16 protein-coding genes are annotated in these 16,863 nt (G+C 72.7%); 3 read left to right on the top strand and 13 right to left on the bottom strand.

The annotated features are described in order from the left end of the window. Positions 1-25: 25 nt before the first annotated feature. A complete protein-coding gene (locus tag AC060L_RS13610) occupies positions 26-337 on the top strand; it encodes a hypothetical protein (RefSeq protein WP_483798959.1) in 312 nt (103 codons plus the stop codon). A 410-nt stretch (positions 338-747) separates the two neighbouring features. Next, positions 748-2,301, top strand: coding sequence for an AMP-binding protein (locus tag AC060L_RS13605; protein ID WP_483798958.1), 1,554 nt, complete (start codon positions 748-750; stop codon positions 2,299-2,301). Between the two features lie 16 nt (positions 2,302-2,317). Here the strand turns inward: AC060L_RS13605 and AC060L_RS13600 are convergent, their stop codons facing one another. Genes AC060L_RS13600 through AC060L_RS13540 form a run of 13 tightly spaced genes read right to left on the bottom strand, consistent with a single transcriptional unit; the run spans position 2,318 to position 15,217 of the window. After that, complete coding sequence (locus tag AC060L_RS13600) at positions 2,318-4,003, bottom strand: GMC oxidoreductase (RefSeq protein ID WP_483798957.1); 1,686 nt, start codon at positions 4,001-4,003, stop codon at positions 2,318-2,320. Next, positions 3,975-4,229 carry a hypothetical protein gene (locus tag AC060L_RS13595; protein ID WP_483798956.1) on the bottom strand — a complete coding sequence of 85 codons (255 nt, stop codon included), beginning with the start codon at positions 4,227-4,229 and terminating at the stop codon, positions 3,975-3,977. The genes AC060L_RS13600 and AC060L_RS13595 overlap by 29 nt, the downstream gene beginning before the upstream one ends. After that, complete coding sequence (locus AC060L_RS13590; protein ID WP_483798955.1) at positions 4,226-5,155, bottom strand: NAD-dependent epimerase/dehydratase family protein; 930 nt, start codon at positions 5,153-5,155, stop codon at positions 4,226-4,228. The genes AC060L_RS13595 and AC060L_RS13590 overlap by 4 nt, the downstream gene beginning before the upstream one ends. Further along, positions 5,152-6,372, bottom strand: a complete 1,221-nt coding sequence (locus AC060L_RS13585) for a hypothetical protein (RefSeq protein WP_483798954.1) — start codon at positions 6,370-6,372, stop codon at positions 5,152-5,154. The genes AC060L_RS13590 and AC060L_RS13585 overlap by 4 nt, the downstream gene beginning before the upstream one ends. 29 nt (positions 6,373-6,401) lie before the next feature. Beyond that, positions 6,402-7,289 (bottom strand): phosphotransferase family protein, encoded by an 888-nt coding sequence (locus AC060L_RS13580; protein WP_483798953.1) that lies wholly within the window; start codon positions 7,287-7,289, stop codon positions 6,402-6,404. Then, on the bottom strand, positions 7,282-8,439 hold the full coding sequence (locus AC060L_RS13575) for an ATP-grasp domain-containing protein (RefSeq protein WP_483798952.1): 1,158 nt from the start codon (positions 8,437-8,439) through the stop codon (positions 7,282-7,284). The genes AC060L_RS13580 and AC060L_RS13575 overlap by 8 nt, the downstream gene beginning before the upstream one ends. Next, positions 8,423-9,238 carry a 2-oxoglutarate and iron-dependent oxygenase domain-containing protein gene (locus AC060L_RS13570; RefSeq protein ID WP_483798951.1) on the bottom strand — a complete coding sequence of 272 codons (816 nt, stop codon included), beginning with the start codon at positions 9,236-9,238 and terminating at the stop codon, positions 8,423-8,425. The genes AC060L_RS13575 and AC060L_RS13570 overlap by 17 nt, the downstream gene beginning before the upstream one ends. Before the next feature lie 47 nt (positions 9,239-9,285). Continuing rightward, positions 9,286-10,173, bottom strand: coding sequence for an ABC transporter permease (locus AC060L_RS13565; RefSeq protein ID WP_483798950.1), 888 nt, complete (start codon positions 10,171-10,173; stop codon positions 9,286-9,288). Beyond that, positions 10,170-10,940 carry an ABC transporter permease gene (locus tag AC060L_RS13560; protein WP_483798949.1) on the bottom strand — a complete coding sequence of 257 codons (771 nt, stop codon included), beginning with the start codon at positions 10,938-10,940 and terminating at the stop codon, positions 10,170-10,172. Before AC060L_RS13560 ends, AC060L_RS13565 begins: the two co-directional genes overlap by 4 nt. Then, a complete protein-coding gene (locus AC060L_RS13555) occupies positions 10,937-11,995 on the bottom strand; it encodes an ABC transporter ATP-binding protein (protein ID WP_483798948.1) in 1,059 nt (352 codons plus the stop codon). Before AC060L_RS13555 ends, AC060L_RS13560 begins: the two co-directional genes overlap by 4 nt. Beyond that, positions 11,992-13,134 (bottom strand): nucleotidyltransferase family protein, encoded by a 1,143-nt coding sequence (locus tag AC060L_RS13550; protein WP_483798947.1) that lies wholly within the window; start codon positions 13,132-13,134, stop codon positions 11,992-11,994. Before AC060L_RS13550 ends, AC060L_RS13555 begins: the two co-directional genes overlap by 4 nt. After that, complete coding sequence (locus AC060L_RS13545) at positions 13,131-13,952, bottom strand: hypothetical protein (protein WP_483798946.1); 822 nt, start codon at positions 13,950-13,952, stop codon at positions 13,131-13,133. The genes AC060L_RS13550 and AC060L_RS13545 overlap by 4 nt, the downstream gene beginning before the upstream one ends. Further along, positions 13,949-15,217: a M16 family metallopeptidase gene (locus AC060L_RS13540; RefSeq protein ID WP_483798945.1), complete on the bottom strand. Its 1,269-nt coding sequence runs from the start codon at positions 15,215-15,217 to the stop codon at positions 13,949-13,951. The genes AC060L_RS13545 and AC060L_RS13540 overlap by 4 nt, the downstream gene beginning before the upstream one ends. Positions 15,218-16,459: 1,242 nt before the next feature. Here AC060L_RS13540 and AC060L_RS13535 point away from each other — a divergent pair. Continuing rightward, positions 16,460-16,855, top strand: coding sequence for an aggregation-promoting factor C-terminal-like domain-containing protein (locus AC060L_RS13535; protein ID WP_483798944.1), 396 nt, complete (start codon positions 16,460-16,462; stop codon positions 16,853-16,855). The last annotated feature ends 8 nt before the right edge of the window (positions 16,856-16,863 follow it).

Below are 16,863 nucleotides of genomic sequence, written 5' to 3'. Positions count from 1 at the left end.
CCCACCCGCCGAAAAAGGACACCGAATGATCGACCAGAAATTCTGCGGCACCTCACGGCACCTCACCGTCCAGGCCGACATCGAGGCCCCCGACACCCGCCCCGTGCCCTGGCGCCGCGTGCTGCGCGACATCCTCTTCGCCGGCTGCCTGGTGCTCGCCGCGACCGGCCTGGCCGCCTGGCTCGTCTCCCCCACGGTCGGCGCCGCGCTGCCCGCCGCCTCGATCGCCCTGCTCCTGCTCGCCGGCGGCGGCTTCCGACTGGCCGGGCACCGCACCGGGTGCGCCGCGAAGAAGGCGGTGCTGCTGGTCTTCGGCTGGTGGGAGTACGTCTTCTAGGTTTCTCCGCACCCGACCGTCCGGGGCACCAGATCAAGCCATCGGCGAGGACGGTGCCGCCTACCCGCGCAGGCACCAGGCACGCCACCCCGCGCCTGCGCGGTGACATGGGCCTGACCAGTGATCTTCGGATGATCCTTCGACAGGGCGGCCCCTTCGCGGGGTTCTGCCGCAGCGGTTCACACGGGCGCAACCTGGCGTAATCGGCTGGTCACAAATGGCTTGATCGCGAGTGAGTGAGCGATTACCGTATGTATGGTTGCCTTGGGCAACCAGCCCGTGGGGGCGGGGTGCGGTACGGCACCCCGGCCCGGTTCGGCGGATCGTCGGAGACGGCCGCCGACAAGGACCTACCGAGCGGTCGGTAGGGCGCGTGATCCGCGCGCCGGCCGTAGAAGGGACCAGCTGCCATGTCAGGCGATGACCAGCAGTTCCGCAGTTACGTGGAGGAGATCCTCGACGCGCTCACCCGGTGGCCGCAGCGCGAGGCCGTGGTCCACCAGGACCGGCGCCTGAGCGCCGGGGAGCTGCGCGACCTCGTCCACCGGATGGCCCGGGTGCTGCTCGCGCAGGGGCTGGGGCGCGGGTCGACCGTGACGCTGCTGAGTGGGAACCTGCCCGAGACGATAGCCGCGCGGTACGCGGCCAACCTGATCGGCTGCACGGTCAACCACCTGTACAACAAGCTCTCGGTGGAGGTGCAGGCCACGATCGTGGCGGATGTCGAGACCGCGGCGCTGATCCTCGACCCGGCCCTGGGCGAGCGGGCCGCGGAGCTCGTGGCGCTCGTCCCGGTGCCCGTCGTCCTGGCGCTGGGCGCGGCGAAGGTGGGCGACGACCTGCTGGAGCTGGCCGCGCGGGAGCCGGCCGAACCGGTGGCGAGCCTGGCCCGGCCCGAGGACATCGTGACCATCCGCCACACGGGCGGCACCACCGGCCATCCCAAGGGGATCTGCAGCACCTTCGGCCAGGGGATCGCGTTCCGCCGCGGGCTGGAGGAGACCACCGAGCTGGAAACCTCTCCAGTGGAGCGTCAGCTCGTCTGCACCACCCTGGCGCACGCCGCCGGTCACCTGACCGACCACACGCTGGTCGACGGCGGAGCGGTCGTCCTGCTAGAGGACTTCGACGCCGCCGAGGTGCTCGCCGCCATCGAGCGCGAGCGGATCACCCGGACGTTCCTGCTGCCGCCGATGCTGTACCAGCTGCTGGACCACCCGGACTCGGCGCACACCGACACCACCAGCCTGCGCACCCTGATCTACGGCGGCTGCCAGGCCTCCCCCACCCGGCTGGTGGACGCACTGCGGCGGCTGGGCCCGGTGCTCTTCCAGTTCTACGGCCAGAACGAGGCCGGCGGCATCAGCACGCTGGCCGCCGCCGACCACGACCCCGAGCGGCTGGACCGGCTGCGCTCGGCCGGCAAGGTGCTGGACGGGGTGGAGGTGGAGATCCGCGACGAGAACGGGCAGGCGGTGCCGGTCGGCGGGCTCGGCGAGATCTGCGTGCGCTCGGACGGCGTGATGCAGGGCTACTGGAAGCAGCCGGAGCTCACCGCCGAGGTGCTGCGGGACGGCTGGCTGCACACCGGTGACCTGGGCCGCTTCGACGAGGACGGCTACCTGACCGTCGTCGACCGGCTGAAGGACATGATCATCGTGGTGGGTGGCCACGTGTACACCACCGAGCTGGAGGACGTGCTCAACACCCACCCCCAGGTGCTGCAGTCCGCCGTCTTCGGGGTCCGCGACGCCGACCGGATGGAGCAGGTGCACGCGGTGGTGGTGGCCGCGCCGGGCGCCAGCGTGGACGAGCGGGAGCTGCGGGAGATGGTGCGCGAGGAGCGCGGCACGATGTACGTGCCGGCCCGGATCACCTTCACCGACGCGCTGCCGCTCACCGACGCCGGCAAGCCGGACAAGAAGCTGCTGCGCGGGCGGGCGGAGGCAGAGGCACAGGTGTAGCGGGCGGGCGTTCGGCTCACGTGGTGGCGGCGGCCGGGAAGCGGGCGGCGACCAGGGCGCCGACGCGGGAGGCGTTCGCCATCGCGGTGAGGGAGGAGTTGGTGGCGCCGGAGGTGGGCATGAAGGCGCTGTCCGCGACGAACAGGCCCCGGGCCTCGTAGCACTCGCAGTCCGGGTCGAGGACCGCGTCGGTGGGGTCGTCGCCGAAGACGGCGCCGCCGTGGTGGTGGGCGGAGACCAGGTCGGCGCCGGTGGGGGCGGGGTGGATGACCGCCCCGGTCGCGCCGATCATGCGGGCCAGCTCCCGGTAGAGTCCGGTCACGTGCTCCTGGAGCAGCGAATCGACCGGGTGCGGGGCGTAGTTGACCACCGGGACGGGGCAGCCGTAGGCGTTGCGCCGGCTGCTGAGCGAGACGTACTTCGCCGGTGAGGGGAGCGACTCGCCCTTGAAGCTGGCCTTGACGACGTAACGCTCGCGCTCCATTCGCAGGAAGTCGGCGAGCGGAGCGCCGGTGAGCTTCAGGTTCCGGACGTGGCGGGACGGCGCCTCGGCGACGTAGCCGTCGTAGAGGGCGAACTTGCCGCCCTTGCGCAGGCCGGGGACGCCGTCGAGCTCGTAGTCGTCCTTGAGGACCACGCTCCCGTACAGGCCGGCCAGGCGGTCGGCCAGCTCGGGGCCGCGCGGGACGTCGGTGATCAGGTAGCCGGTGCGCTCCAGGGTGAAGGTGAACCGGCGGCCCAGCAGCCCGTTGCGGTTGGGGAGGTCGGAGCTGAGCAGGATCCGGACGGTCTCCAGCGCGCCGCAGGCCAGGACGACAGTGTCGGCCCGCACCCGGCACAACTGGCCGTCCGTCAGGTACTCGACGCCGCGCACGGCGCCGTGCTCGACCAGCAGCCGGGTCGCGTAGCTGTTGCCGACCAGGTCGGCCCGGGGTGCGTCGGCGAGCCGGCGGTACATCGTGGTGTACCAGTTGGGCCGGGCGAGCAGGGGTTTGCGCCGCTCGCCCGGCGCCTGGGTACCGGGCTCCTGGGTACCAGGCTCCTGAGCGCCGGGCTCCGGAGCGACAGGCGGCAGCGGGCAGAGGTCGAAGGCGCGGCCGCCGAGGCAGGTCTGGCCGACGAAGGCCGAGCGGCCCGCCGCCCGGAGCCGGTCCACCAGCAGTGCCTCAAGGTGGCTGGGGGTGGGCCGGGTGCGGTAGCCGGCGCCGTCGAGTCGCCGGTACTCCTCGGCGGTGTAGCCGTACTCGCAGCCGTAGGGGCGCAGTCGGTGCTGGACCGTGTCGTAGTGGCGCGAGAGTTCGGCGAAGTCCATCGGCCAGTCGCGGACCTCGTCGAAGCCGCCGGCCAGGTCGCCGAGCAGGCTGCCCATCCGCAGGTCGCTGGGGCGGAACCGGGAGAGCTGCCCGTACCAGAGCAGCGAGCCACCGCCGGCCAGCTTCGGCGCCCACCACTTGCGGACGGCCTGCTCGCCGGTGCCGGTGCGCAGCAGCACGTGGTCCTGGGCGCGGTCCAGGGTGAGCGCGCGGTCGACCACGGCCTCGCGCTCGGGGGGCAGTTCGCGGGTGTGCGGGTCCCAGATCTCGCCGCGGTCCAGGACCAGTACCCGGGCGCCACTGGCCAGCAGTTCCTCGCAGACCGGGCCGCCGGTGATGCCCAGCCCGATCACCACGACGTCAGCCGATCTCGTCCATCGGGTGGGCATAACCGGCCTCCCTGCGCAGGTCGGGTGCGGAGAAGAGCACGTCATAGGCGGTCTGGTGGACGGTCGGTTCGTCGGGCTGCGGCCCGGGTCCGGCGAGCCGCGCGCGCACCTGCGCGGTGACCTGCTCGACCACCGCGGGGCGCAGGTCGAACGGCTGCAGGGCGGCGGTGGCGGCCCTGGCCAGGTCGTCGGTCGCCCGCTCGGCGGTCACTGGTGCGCCGGTCACGGTGCCGGCTTTCGCCAGGACAGCTCGCGGGCGGTGGGCCGGTCGGCGATCGCGGCGTGCCGGTCGGCCCAGGCCAGCGTCCCGGCCAGGCCAGTCGCCAGATCGATCGGCCGGCCGGGCCAGGCGGCGGTCAACCGGCTGGTGTCCAGCGTCAGTTCGAGGTCGCGGAACGGGAAGTACTCGCGTGCCGGAATCTCCCGGTCGGCGACGAACTCCAGCCGCGGTGCGAGCCCGGCCACCGCGGCGGCCGTCTCGATCCACTCGGTGAAGCTGTAGGAGCGCGCTTCGCCGGTGTTGTACGTGCCGGCCGGCAGCGCGCCGCCGACCGCGGCGGCGACGATCTCGCCGAGCGCCTCCGCGTGGCAGAACTGGATCCGCCGGCTGCCGTCGCCGGGCACGAAGATCGGCTGCCCGGCCCGCAGCCGGGCCCAGACGAAGTTCTCCCGCTCCTCGGTGTTGTGCGGCCCGTAGATGTACGGCGGGCGCAGCACGGTGAGTTCGCCGGGGACCCGGCTGTGCAGCAGCTCCTCGCAGCCGGCCTTGGCCCGGCCGTAGCCGGCCCAGGCCGGGTCGCCGCCGGCCGGATCGGTCTCGGTGAACGGCGGTGTGGCGGCGGCCGGTTGGTAGACCGAGGCGGAGCTGACGAAGACGTACCGGGCGGCGGAGTCCACCGCCCGGCTGCCCAGCACCGCCTCGATCCGCTGCGGCTCGGTGCCGGAGACGTCGACCACCGCGTCGTACTCGCCGGCGAGCGCGGCGCGGGCCTGCGCCGGATCGGTGCGGTCGGCGACGATCTGGTGGATCCGCTCGTCCCAGAGCGGGTTGCTGCCGCGGTTGGCGACGGTCACCTCGTGCTCGGCGAGCAGTGCCTCGACGATCGCGCGGCCCACGAACCGGGTGCCGCCCAGGACCAGGACCCGGCTCACGACAGGCTCCCCACGGCCACCCGGACGAGACGCTCGGCCCGCACCCGGTCGGCGACCTCGGCGATCAGCTGGTCGATCCGCTCGGCGCCCTCCAGGCGCAGCACGGGGACCTGGTCGGCGATGCCCGCCGCGAACCGGGCCGACCTGGCGCGCATCTCGTCCGCCAGCTCGGCCCCGATGCCGGACCACCAGTCCTCCTCCGGGTTGTCGGGGGTGAACAGGTTGGGCGTGAGGAGCTCGGCGGCCTCGGCGGCGTCGAGCGCGCGCAGCGCGGGGCTCAGGCCGCGGGCCACCTTCGGCAGCACGATCGCGGCCAGTGGCGCCTCGGTGATGAACGGGTGGCCGGTGGACTCGGCCAGGTAGGCGGTGGGGACGGCCACCTTGGAGTCGCTCTCGCCGCGCCACAGCCGCTCGGCGTCAGCGTCGCGGTACTCCTCGGGGATGAACCGGTCCCAGCTGCCGGGGTACTTGCTCAGCGTCCCGGCGAGCACTCGCAGCCGGGTCGGGATGCCGAGGACCGTCCACTGGCCGGTGGCGGCGTCGTGGCGCAGGTGCACCTTGTCGACCGAAAGCGGGGCCGCGCCGGTGCGCAGGACGGCGTCCAGGAAGCAGGTGGTCTTGCCGGCGCGCTTGGGTCCGCTGAAGAGCACGGCCCGGCCGTCGACGACGACGGCGGAGGCGTGGAGCTGGAGCTGCCCCTGGGCCTCCAGGCCGCGCTGGACGATGTGCAGGATCAGCAGCGCGATGTCCTTGTGCACGGTGGGCTTGCGCAGGTAAGCGGTGGGGACGACGAAGTGCAGCCGGGTCCAGGCGGGGTCGGCGACCAGCCACACCGGTGTCTTGACCGCCCGCACGACGACGCGCTCACCGGTGCGGCGGATCTCGATCGGGTAGGTGCCCTTCTCCGTGGTGCAGTAGGAGATCACGGCTCGCTGCGGCGGCGTGGGCTCGGCCCAGAGCTCGTCCAGGGTGCCGGCCAGGGTGTCGTCGGCGCCCAGGGTGACGGTCAACTGCGGCTCTGTGGTGGACCCTTGGCGCACGTGGGAGCCGAAGTAGCGCAGCAGCTCGTCCAGCAGGGCCGGTTCGCCCGCCCGGACGTCGAGGGCGACGCCGGCGACCTGCCATGTCTCGGCGATCTGCCGTGGCAGGGTGTCCAGTTCGGCCGCCAGGCGGTCGAAGGTCGGCTGCGGTGACACGGGCTGGGCGGGCGTGGACATGGGCTGGGCTGGTGTGAGCTGGGGCATGGTCAGTGCCTTCCGTCGTACGTGGCCGGCTGGTTGGCGATCCGGTCGAGCAGGACCGCGGCGGCGGTCAGGTGCGCGCGGGCCCGGGCGGGTGGCTGCCGGGCCGCGAGGACTTGGAAGTTGTAGGTCCGCAGATGCCACAGGAAGCGCAGCACGGCGATCTGTGTGGCGAACACCCCGGGGTCGCGGCCGGTCAGCGCGAGGTACTGGGTCAGCACGATGGCGCGCTGGCCCGGCGAGAGCCAGCCCGCCTGCATCTGGTTGAAGTCGGCGGCGGCGACCCGGAACCGGGCGGCCTCCCAGTCCAGCGCCCAGAGCGTGCCGCCGCGGTCGCTGAGCCAGTTGCCCTGCCAGACGTCGCCGTGGCACAGGCAGGACCGCTCGCCGGTGAACCACCGGGCCGCGGCCGGGGCCAGCTCGGCGGCGTAGCCGAACTCCGCCGGTGCGCGGTCGATTTCGCGACGCAGCAGCCCCTCGATGAAGCCCGGCGCGCTGCCCGGGTCGGTCGCACTGCCGAGGTTGCCGAAGCCGTCGCCGGCCACCGAGTGGACCAGCGCGAGCTGTTCGGCGAGCGAGCGGAGCACCGCGGGCGCGTCCCAGTCGGGTTCGGCGCCGTCGACGAACTCGAAGACGGCGTACCGCTCCCGGCCGCCCTCGTCCGGCACCACGGCGAGCAGCTCCGGGATCGGGACCCGGGTGTCCACCAACGGGCGGGCGTAGCGCTCGCCGGCGAAGGTCTGGCCGAACTCGGGGTCGTCCAGGATCCGGTGCCGGACGAAGACCGGCCGCCCGCCGAGCTGCCCGGCGTAGGTGTCGTTCAGCGCTCCCTTGGTGATGGGCCGGGCGGCCGCACAGAACCGGCTCAGGTCGGCGTGGGTCCAGTCACTCACCGGCGAACTCCGCAGGTGACATCAGCTGTGGCAGCTTGTCGACGGACTTCACCCAGTAGTGGCACTCGCGGATCGGGTTGACCAGCGCGGCCTCGGCGCGGGCCGTGCCGTCGATGCCGTCCAGGCCGTCCATGGCGAGGCGGCAGTACTGGTCGGGCAGGTTGAGGCCGAGGCTGGCCAGGAAGTGGATCGAGGAGTAGAAGCGCGCCGGCTGCACCTCGGTCGGCAGCGGCCGGCCCGCCGCGTCCCGGGTGAAGTCCACGCCGATCACCCCGTGCGGGCGCCGGCTGACCGCGCGCACGCAGGCCTCCGCGAACTCGTGCAGCTCCGGATCCCAGAAGGTGCGCTGCACGCCGGTGATGCCGGTGACGCCGGAGGCGGACAGGCTGGAGTACTTCCAGGAGACCCGTTCGCGCAGTTGGGACGCGACGAGCTCACCGTCGTACCAGAGCGCGCTGAGCGTGGCCGTGCGGTCGGAGAGGCACTGCGCGGCGGTGAACCTGCCCCAGCCCTCGTGCTCGTCGATCCAGGCGGTGGCCAGCGGGAGGGAGGAGGTGGCCAGCGAGCCGGCGCCGCCGCTGCCGCTGACCCGGCGGATCCATACCCGGCCGTGCCGGTTCATCATGGCCGCGAGGTCCCGGGGCGCGTTCACCAGCACCGAGTCCGGCACGGCGAGGCCGGCGCGGCGCAGTGCCTCGAAGGTGGCCCACTTGTCCTCCATCCGGACGTGGTCGGCCGGGTCGGGCAGCAGCAGCGGCGCCGTGACGGCGGCGCGGTGGGCGCTGATCGCGAGCAGCTCGGGGCTGGTGTCCGCGACGTAGACCAGGTCGGCCGCCTCGCGGTCGGCGATCTCGTTGACCTGCGCGACCAGCTCCTCGTCGCGCTGCCAGGTGACCAGGTACCTGCGGTCGGCCTCGCTGGCGTGGAAGTCCTCGATGTTGGTGTCGATGCCGATCACCCGGTAGCCGCCGGCCAGGGCGAGCGAGCGGGTGAAGTTCAGCCCGGTGCCGTCGCCGGAGCAGACGATGACGACGGTCCGCTCGGCGCGCGGGGATCCGGAGCGTGGGGTTGCGGGCCGCGGGGTTCCGGTGCGCGGGGACGGTCCGGGGCGCCGGGCCGCGGACCGCGCGGGCTCAGAGCGCGGGAACATCGGGGAGCCCGAACATCGAAGGGTTGCTGCGGATCCGGTCGCGCAGGTCCACCGGCGCCGAGCCGGGCTGCGCGGTCCACGCGTACACCGGTTCGCTCAACTCGGGGTTGACGAAGTACATCAGCGCGGTGCGATCGGCCAGGTGGAGGTTGCGCACCTGGTGGTAGAGCGCCGGGACCTGGCCGCCGGTCAGGTCGCTGAAGACCGAACCGGGCATCAGCAGCACCTCGTTCGGGGCCGTGTGCACCGGGTGGCACTCGCCGTTCAGCCAGAGTTCCAGGCCGGGCGCGGTGGTGTGGATCGCGGTGAGCAGGTGCCCGTCCTCGTGGCGGTCCTGCAGCAGGTCGCGGTCGGAGTCGGCGACGCCGTAGTTGTTGAGCTGGAGGTAGGAGGCCGACTCGAACGACGGCGCGCGGTGGCCGCCGAGCAGCGCCGCGACCTCGCCCACCGTCTCGGTGACGATCGCGGCGAGGTACGTGCGCCACTCCAGTAGCGCCTCGGTCAGTTCGGGGATCTCGGCGGAGTGCGGGATCAGGTCGAGCCGGTCGTCCCAGAGCGTGAAGCAGTCGTTGAGGTCGGGCCGGTCGGCGCTGACCGAGAACTCGCGGCCCAGCGGGCGGTAGCCGAAGTTGTAGTCGGCGCTGGAGTGGCGCTCCTTGTACTCGGCGGGCCGGCCGAAGAACAGCCGGCTCTCGCCCAGGACCCGGTGCAGCAGGCGCACCCCGCCGTCGCGCAGCGTGATCCGGGCGTAGCCGTCGCGCAGCAGGTCGCCGGCGGCGTGCGTGGTAGCCGTTTGCATCTGTGGTTCTCTCCTCCGTACGTGGGTGCTTGCGGTCTGTCCCGTGCTCAGTCGCCGAACTCGATCGATCCGTCCGCGCGCCCGCTCTCGGCGAACTGACGGAACGTCAGGCCGGCGACCACCAGCCAGCCGAACCCGACGCCCGCCTCCAGGCCGATCTGGCCGGCCACCGCGCCCAGCGGCCGTCCGTCCAGCAGGCCGCGGATCGCGGCCAGCCCGTGCCGCAGCGGCAGCGCGTCCGCGACCGCCTGGAGCGGGCCGGGCCAGTACGAGGGCGGCACCTGCACGCCGCAGAGCACCATCAGGCAGAGGCTGCCGACGTTGCCGACCAGGTTGCGCAGGCCGGTGCGGCGCAGCGCCAGTCCGGCGAGCACCAGCCCGAAGCAGTAGCTGGAGAGCGCGACCAGGGCGATCAGCGGCACCACCAGCAGGGCGCCCGGCAGCGGGAAGCGCAGCCCGAAGAGCGCTCCGATCGCGAAGAGCGAGACGCAGGCGCAGGCGGTGCCGTCCAGCAGCCACTGGACGCTGCGGCCGGCGAAGACGGTGAACGTACGGGCGGGCGCCGCGACCAGCAGCGGCAGGGTGCCGGCCTGGCGCTCCCAAGCGGTGGAGGCGCAGACCAGCATCGCCACCAGGGTCGCCACGTAGACCGCGTTGCCGATCAGCAGGTAGTGGATCTGGGTGGTGGAGCCGAGCAGGCGCCCGATCAGCGCGAAGAAGGCGACCTGGCAGAGGATCCGGGAGAGCCAGGCGAACAGCCAGGTCTTCCAGGTGTAGATCGCGCGCAGGTCGGCCAGCGCGCTGACCGCGGCGAGCCGTAGCACGCGGGCGTCGTCGCGGATCGTCAGGCGAGCGGTCAGGCGGCCGGGCAGGCCGGGCAGGCCGGGCAGGCTGGTTGATGGGCCGGGCAGGCTGGTTGGAGGCGTGAGGCTCATGCGTAGCTCACCGTCCCGGTGGCCCGGACCCGGCGCAGGATGGTCGCGAGCATCCACATCCCGGCGCCGTAGGCGGCCGCGCCGAGCGCGAGCACGACGAGCAGTCGCGGGACGGCGTTGCCGACCGGTCCGGCCCGCAGGCAGTCCCGGACCAGCGCGGTGGACCAGGAGAGGAAGACCACCTTGGTCACCGGTTGCAGCCAGCCCGGCAGCAGCGCGGTGGGCACCACCGCGCCGCTGAGCAGGTAGAGCGGGTAGGAGAGGGAGTTCTGGAAGGTGCGCGCCGAGCGGGCCAGCACGAAGGTGCCGGCCATCGCGGTCGCGGTGCCGGTCACGGCAAGCGCGGTGACCAGCAGCGCGGCGAGGAAGAGCGCCACGTGCGGCACGTGCAGGGCCACCCCGAAGCCGAACCGGGCGACCAGCACGCTCTCCACCAGCGAGAGCAGGCTGATCAGCGTCACGGTCGTGGTGCGCCCCAGCACGACCACGGAGAGCGGCGCCGGGGTGGCGATGGTCGCCTCCAGCGTGCCGTGCGAGCGGTCGTAGTCGATGATGTCGCCGGAGACGGTCAGCGCCATGTTCCAGATCGCCATCACGGTCGAGCCCACCACCGCGTACGGTGCGAGGTCGGAGCGGCCGGCGTGCGTCATGATCGACAGCAGTGCGACGGTGAAGAGCGGCACGGTGACCAGTGGCGTCAGGTTGGCCGGCGAGGCGCGCAGCATCAGGGCCTGGAAGCGTCCGGCGCCGAGCAGGATCCCGATCATCGGACCACCAGACCGCGGTCGCCGATCAGGTGCAGGTAGACCTCTTCGAGCGTGGGGCGCCCGGTCGACACCGACGTGATGCCGGCCTGGACGAGTGTCTGGAGCACCAGGCCCGCCGCGCCCTCGGCCTCGGTCTCGACGGTGATGGACGATGCACTGGTCGAGGATGTGGTGGCCGAGGATGCGGTGGTCGGGGCGCCGGTCTGGGTCACCGCGCGGACCCCGGGCAGCGCGCGGATCGCGGCGACCGTCGCGGCGGGCACCTGCTCGGCCGTCACCCGCTCGTAGGCGGAGAGCCAGCCGCCGATGGTGCGCGGATCCTCGGTGGCGAGCAGCCGGCCGCCGTCGATCAGCGAGACCCGGTCGCAGACCGCCTCGGCCTCGGCCATGTCGTGCGTGGTGATCAGCACGGTGCGGCGCTCGGCGCGCAGCTCGTGGATCAGCTCGCGGAAGTCGCGGGCGGCGACCGGGTCCATGCCGGTGGTCGGCTCGTCCAGGATCACCACCCGGGGGTCGCCGATCAGCCCGCGGGCCAGGTGCAGGCGCTGTTTCATGCCACGCGAGAAGGTCTCCACCCGCTCGTCGGCCCGGTCCGCCAGGCCGACCCGGGCCAGCAGTTCGGCGGAGCGGCTCTTGCCGAGCGCGCGCGGCTGCCGGTAGAGCGCGGACCAGTAGGCGAGGTTCTGCCTGGCCGTCAGCCGGCCGTACAGCCCGCGCTCGCCACCGAAGACGATGCCGATCAGGCGGCGCACCGCGTCGGTCTCGGCGACCACCTCGTGCCCGAGCACGTGGGCGGTGCCGGAGGTGGGGAGCAGGACGGTGGAGAGGATCTTGCAGAGCGTGGTCTTGCCGGCGCCGTTGGGGCCGAGCAGGCCGTGCACCTCGCCCGGCTCGATGGCCAGGCTCAGGCCGTCCAGCGCGGTGCGTGGCGACTGGCCCTTGCGTTCGTAGACGCGGCGCAGGTCGGTGATGGCGACGGCCGGCGCGGCCGGCGCGGTGGGAGTGGGCGCAGTCGCGCGGGCAGGGGCGGTTGGGGTTGTCCGGGTCATCGTCATCGGCGGGCCTGCTCCTGGTCGGCGTCCAGTCGGTCCAGTTCGGTCACAGCGCGCTCGTACAGGTCGAGGCTGACGATCTCCTGGCCGACCATCAGGTAGTCGCCGACGGGGGTGCGGAGCAGGGCGCCGCCGTCGAACTCCAGGCGCACGGCCGGCACCAGGCCGGGGCGCCAGTCGGTGCGGCGCAGCAGCAGCCCGCCGGCGGGGGCGGCGTCTTCGGTGGCGGCGGCGTCTGGTGTCTCGCGTGCGGCTGTCTCGTGTGCGGCCGTCTCGCGTGCAGTCGTTTCGGCGGCCGCCGCCTCGCGCAGTGGGTCGAGCAGGTCGGCCAGTGCTCCGAGGTCCAGCTGCTCCCCCGCCAGCGTGAGCAGTTCGAGCAACTCGGGTGCGAGCCGGTACTCCCGCGCGCCGGCCAGCAGTTCGGCGGCCGGCGGCAGCCCGATCCCGCCGAGCACCGCGACGTCCACCAAGTCCTTTACCTTGAACGGCCGTTGGAACCGCTCCTCGGCGACGGCGAGCAGATCGGCGAGCACCGGATCGGCCGGTAGCACCGGGCGCACGCCCACCCCGGCCTGGTCACCGGCGAAGGCCGCGGTGCAGAACTCGACCGTGTAGTCGGGTTCCAGCAGCGGGTCCTCCGCGGGGCGGCGCAGCGTGACGAGCAGTTGCCGCTGCGGGTGGCCGAACGTCGTCAGCTCGATCTCCGCGTCCGGCCAGTGCGCCGCAGCCACCGCGACGCCCTGCCACAGCCGCTCCTCGTCCGGCGCGATCAGGTCGAGATCGCCGACCGGGCGCAGCACGCCGGGCGGGTAGTGCCGGGCCAGCGAGGGGCCCTTGACGACCCTTGCGGCCCCGGTTGCCGCGACGATCGCGGCGACCTGGGCGTAGTTGTCGCGGCGGGCGCGGATCCGGCGCAGTTCGTCGGCGGCGCCGCTGCCGATCGGGTGGCCGTCCCGTTCCAGCAGCGAGAGGATCAGCACCGGCAGCGACCAGCCGCGGACCCGGGCGGCGCGCAGCAGGTCCCACAGCGACTCGCCGAGCGGGTCGTCCGCGGGGATCTCCAGGAGCCGGTAGCAGAGTTCGAGGTCGATCGTCGCCGTGCTCGTGCTCGTGCTCGTGCCCGTATTCGCAGTGCTGGTCATGGCCGGTACCGCCAGTCAGCGTGGTCGAGGTCCCAGCCCGCGGCCCGTAGCGAGGCCAGCCGCGCCATGCTCTGCTCGGCCGCAGCCGAGGCCACCGGGTGGACGACGTTGCCGAGCAGCGCCTGCCCGGCGGCGCGGGCGTGCACGGTGGCTGCCGCGGTGAGCGCGGCGCGCGCCGCGCGGGCGTGCGGTCCCGGTTCGACGAGCATGTCGACCAGGTCGATGTACTCCTCGCCGGTGAGGTCGTCCTGCGCGCCGGCGACCATGGTGAGGTGCCCGATCGGGGCCCCGTCGGCGAACGCCACGAAGGAGTGCCGCTGCGGCGAGGCGACGATGTCCCGCGCGATCGCCCGTGCCTGCCCGAGCCGCGCGGATTGCCCGGCCTCCCGGTAACCCGTCAGGTACGCCTGCACGAGCCACTCCTCGATGGGCGCCTCGTGGGCCGCGGCAGACGGGCGCACCGTGACGGCCGGATCGGGGACGGTGACCGGGGCCGGCCCGGTGAACCGCAGGTAGCTCGTCGCCCGGGTCCACGGCGCCGGCAGGCCGGAGTCACCGCGGGTGCGCAGCGTGAAGCGGCCGGAGTCCGGGAAGGCGGCCACCAGGTCGTACCGCAGCACCTCGAACAGCTCGGGGTCGGCGATCAGCCCCGGGTCGCAGTACTCGACCAGGCAGTGCCGGTCGCCGGCGATCGGATCCTCGAACTCGCCGGCGACATAGGGCCGGCCGAGCGTCGAATAGAGCAATTCGGCCGCCCGCGCCTCGGCGATATAGGCGGCGAAACTCGCCGCTTTGTGCGGCGCTGCGTTCGTGTTCATGCTTCCGGCCTGACGACGGCCACGAGATTCTCCAGGACGTCTTTCGCCGCGCTGGAAACGGCTTGGGCGGAGACCGACCGAAGGCGTTCCAGCTCCCATTCGGTCGACCATGACGAGCCGTCGGTGAGCGCGCGGGAGGCGGCCCGGCGGGCGAGTTCCGGCGGGTTGTCCGCGTCTTGCAGGAACGCGACTTCGGCGCGCCGCCGGGCCACCCGAAGGTCGTCCTCCAACGGCCCGTGCTGCGCGACGTCCGCGAGCACCTCGCGGGCCACCTCGATGATCCGGTCGGCGTTTCCCGGCTCGACGCCGATCAGCGCCCGCCAGGCGCCGGCCTCGGTGTACCCGCGGTCCCAGGTCTGGAAGGTGTAGGCGAGTCCGTGCTCGTTGCGCAGTTTCCGGTAGAGCAGCGAGGAGGCGCTCGAATCGAGCAGCGCCGCCAGCAGTTTGTAGGCGTACCGCGCCTGTGCACCCTGCGCGGGCGAGCGGGCGCCCAGGCAGAGCCAGGCGTACTCGGCCGGCCAGGCGGGCACGGCGGCGGTGACGGGTGGCAGCACGGCCGGGCCGGACGCCGACGCGGTGGGTCGGGCGGCCGGCTGAGCGGGGCTGCCGGGCTGGGCACTCTGGTAGCCGGGCTGATCCGGGCTCAGTGGCCGCGGACCGGCGGTGACCAGGGCCATCGGGCTGGTGACGAAGCGTGCGTCGTAGTGCGCGGTCAGCTCGGCGAGCGTGGTTCGGCGCACCTGCTCGGCGGTGCCGCCGACCGGGCGGCCCAGCGGATGGCCGGTGAAGAGCGCCGCCAGAATGGCGTCCTGGACCGCGTCCTGCGGGTCGGCCTCAGCGCCGGCCAGCTCCTGGAGCACGACCTCGCGCTCGGAGTCCAGCGCCTGCTGGGTGAACTCGGCGCGCAGCACGGCGCGGCAGAGCAGCTCGGCGACCTCGTCGGCATCGTCGGCGTGGACCTGCGCGTAGAAGAGCATCTGCTCGAGGCCGGTCTCGGCATTGGCCTCGCCGCCCATGCGCTCCACCCGCTCGCAGAGCGAGGGCCCGCCGGCGAGCGGCGCCGACATCACGAGGTGTTCGAGCAGATGGGCCAGGCCGCCGCGCTCCGCCGGATCATTGCGCGAGCCGTAGCCGACCGCGAGGCACAGGGCCGTGGTGCGCAGCCGCGGGTCCACCACCGGCAGCACGAGCAGGCCGTTCTGCGCCTCGGAAATCCCGGAATGCGCAATCCCGGAATGCGCTGTGGAGTCCGATTCGGAAGGCATTTCGGAGACCCCGGAAGACCGCACCGCCTGCATCTGCTCTCTCCGTCCGTCCTGGTTGGGCCGAGCGGACCCGTGAGCGCCGCGGAAGGTCGGCGCTCACGGGTCTCAGGGCGCGGAGTTACCGGCCCTTCTTCACGACCTTCTCCAGTCGCGGACGAAGACCAGCGCTGTGGTTACGCATGAGAAACACCGCCTCTCTATGGAAGGAGATTCCCGCGGACCGAGGTGCCGTCGGGTCATGTCATCGTGGCACCGGCACCAGGGGATGGGAACGATGCACCGTGCTGCTGGGCCGATTGTGCGAAGTCGGCCGTACGCTCACGCAAGGTTGGTTGTCGAACCGTGGACGAATTCCCTGATGGGAGATCAGATAACGTTGTCGAAAGGACAGTTGACGTAGCTGCCGCAGCGGCGCACCGGACGTCCCCGATCCGTCCTGCGGCCGGGACTCCGGGTCGGCGGATCCGGTCCGCAGATCCGGCCCGCGGGGCATACGTTCGGGCACGTTCGGCCGAACCGGGGCCGGCCCCGGGGCCACTGACAGCTTTCTGGACGAACGGGGGCCGGGAGGGGGAGACATGAAGGACGACGGCGTACTGGTGGCACTCACCGAGGGGAGCACCCAGTTCGCTGGCCTGGCACCGGACGACCGGCAGTGAGCCGAGTTCCTGCCCGGTGGAGCGAGCTCGTGCGGTGGGACCGGGACTGAGCGGCGCGAGCGCCCGGGGGCGGCGGAGTCAAGGGATTGTGACCGACATCCCCTGACAAATGCGTGGAAAACGGGCCCCGGATCGAGCCGGCTCGTGATGGTGCTCACGCGCCCCGACCGTCTCCTGCCCTCCCTAGTAGTCGGCCGAGCGGACTTTTGGGGTTTGGCCCGGCGGCCGGGGGCTGATGGCGGGGTGTTCGGTGTTTTCGCAGGTCAGCGTGGTGTGGCCGGGTGGGGTGGGGGGAGGTTTGACGGTCCGGGGCGGGGGTAGCGCGGCTGCCGGGGGGTGGGTCGGCTACGACCGGGCGTCGTATCAGGGGTCCTTGGAGCGGGCCGCCGGGCCCGCTAACAATGGCTCAGTCGCCAGTTGCGGCGCAGGACCCTCCGGTCCGGTGTCGTGACTCCCGAATCGGCAGCCACACTCCCTGGTGAGGCTGCCCCGGTACCGAACCCCCCTGGACCGTGAGGCCGCAGCGCCTACGGACCACCTTCGGGGGGCCAGGTGCCCCACCTGATTGAGGTCGAACTCCCACATGCCCGTGATCTCCACCCGCATGCGCAAGTCCGCCGCCCTGCTCGCCTCCGGCATCGGCATCGTCGCGATCGGCGCCGCCGTCGTCCCCACCGCCGCCTCCGCCGCCCCGGCCACCCCCCAGGCCATCGCCGCGAGCATCGTGCCCGCCGACCAGCTCGCCTCCTTCGACCAGATCATCAGCCACGAAAGCGGCTGGAACGTCACCGCCACCAACCCCAGCTCCGGCGCCTACGGCCTGGGCCAGGCCCTGCCCGGCAACAAGATGGCCTCCGCCGGCGCCGACTGGCAGACCAACGCCACCACCCAGATCAAGTGGACCTACGACTACATGAACAGCCGCTACGGCAGCCCCAACCAGGCCTGGGCCTACTGGCAGATCCACCACAACTACTGACCCACCCC

Source organism: Kitasatospora sp. NEAU-69, from assembly GCF_057158765.1.
Note: the sequence above shows the minus strand (reverse complement) of the source record. Positions and strands in the feature narration are given on the sequence as shown.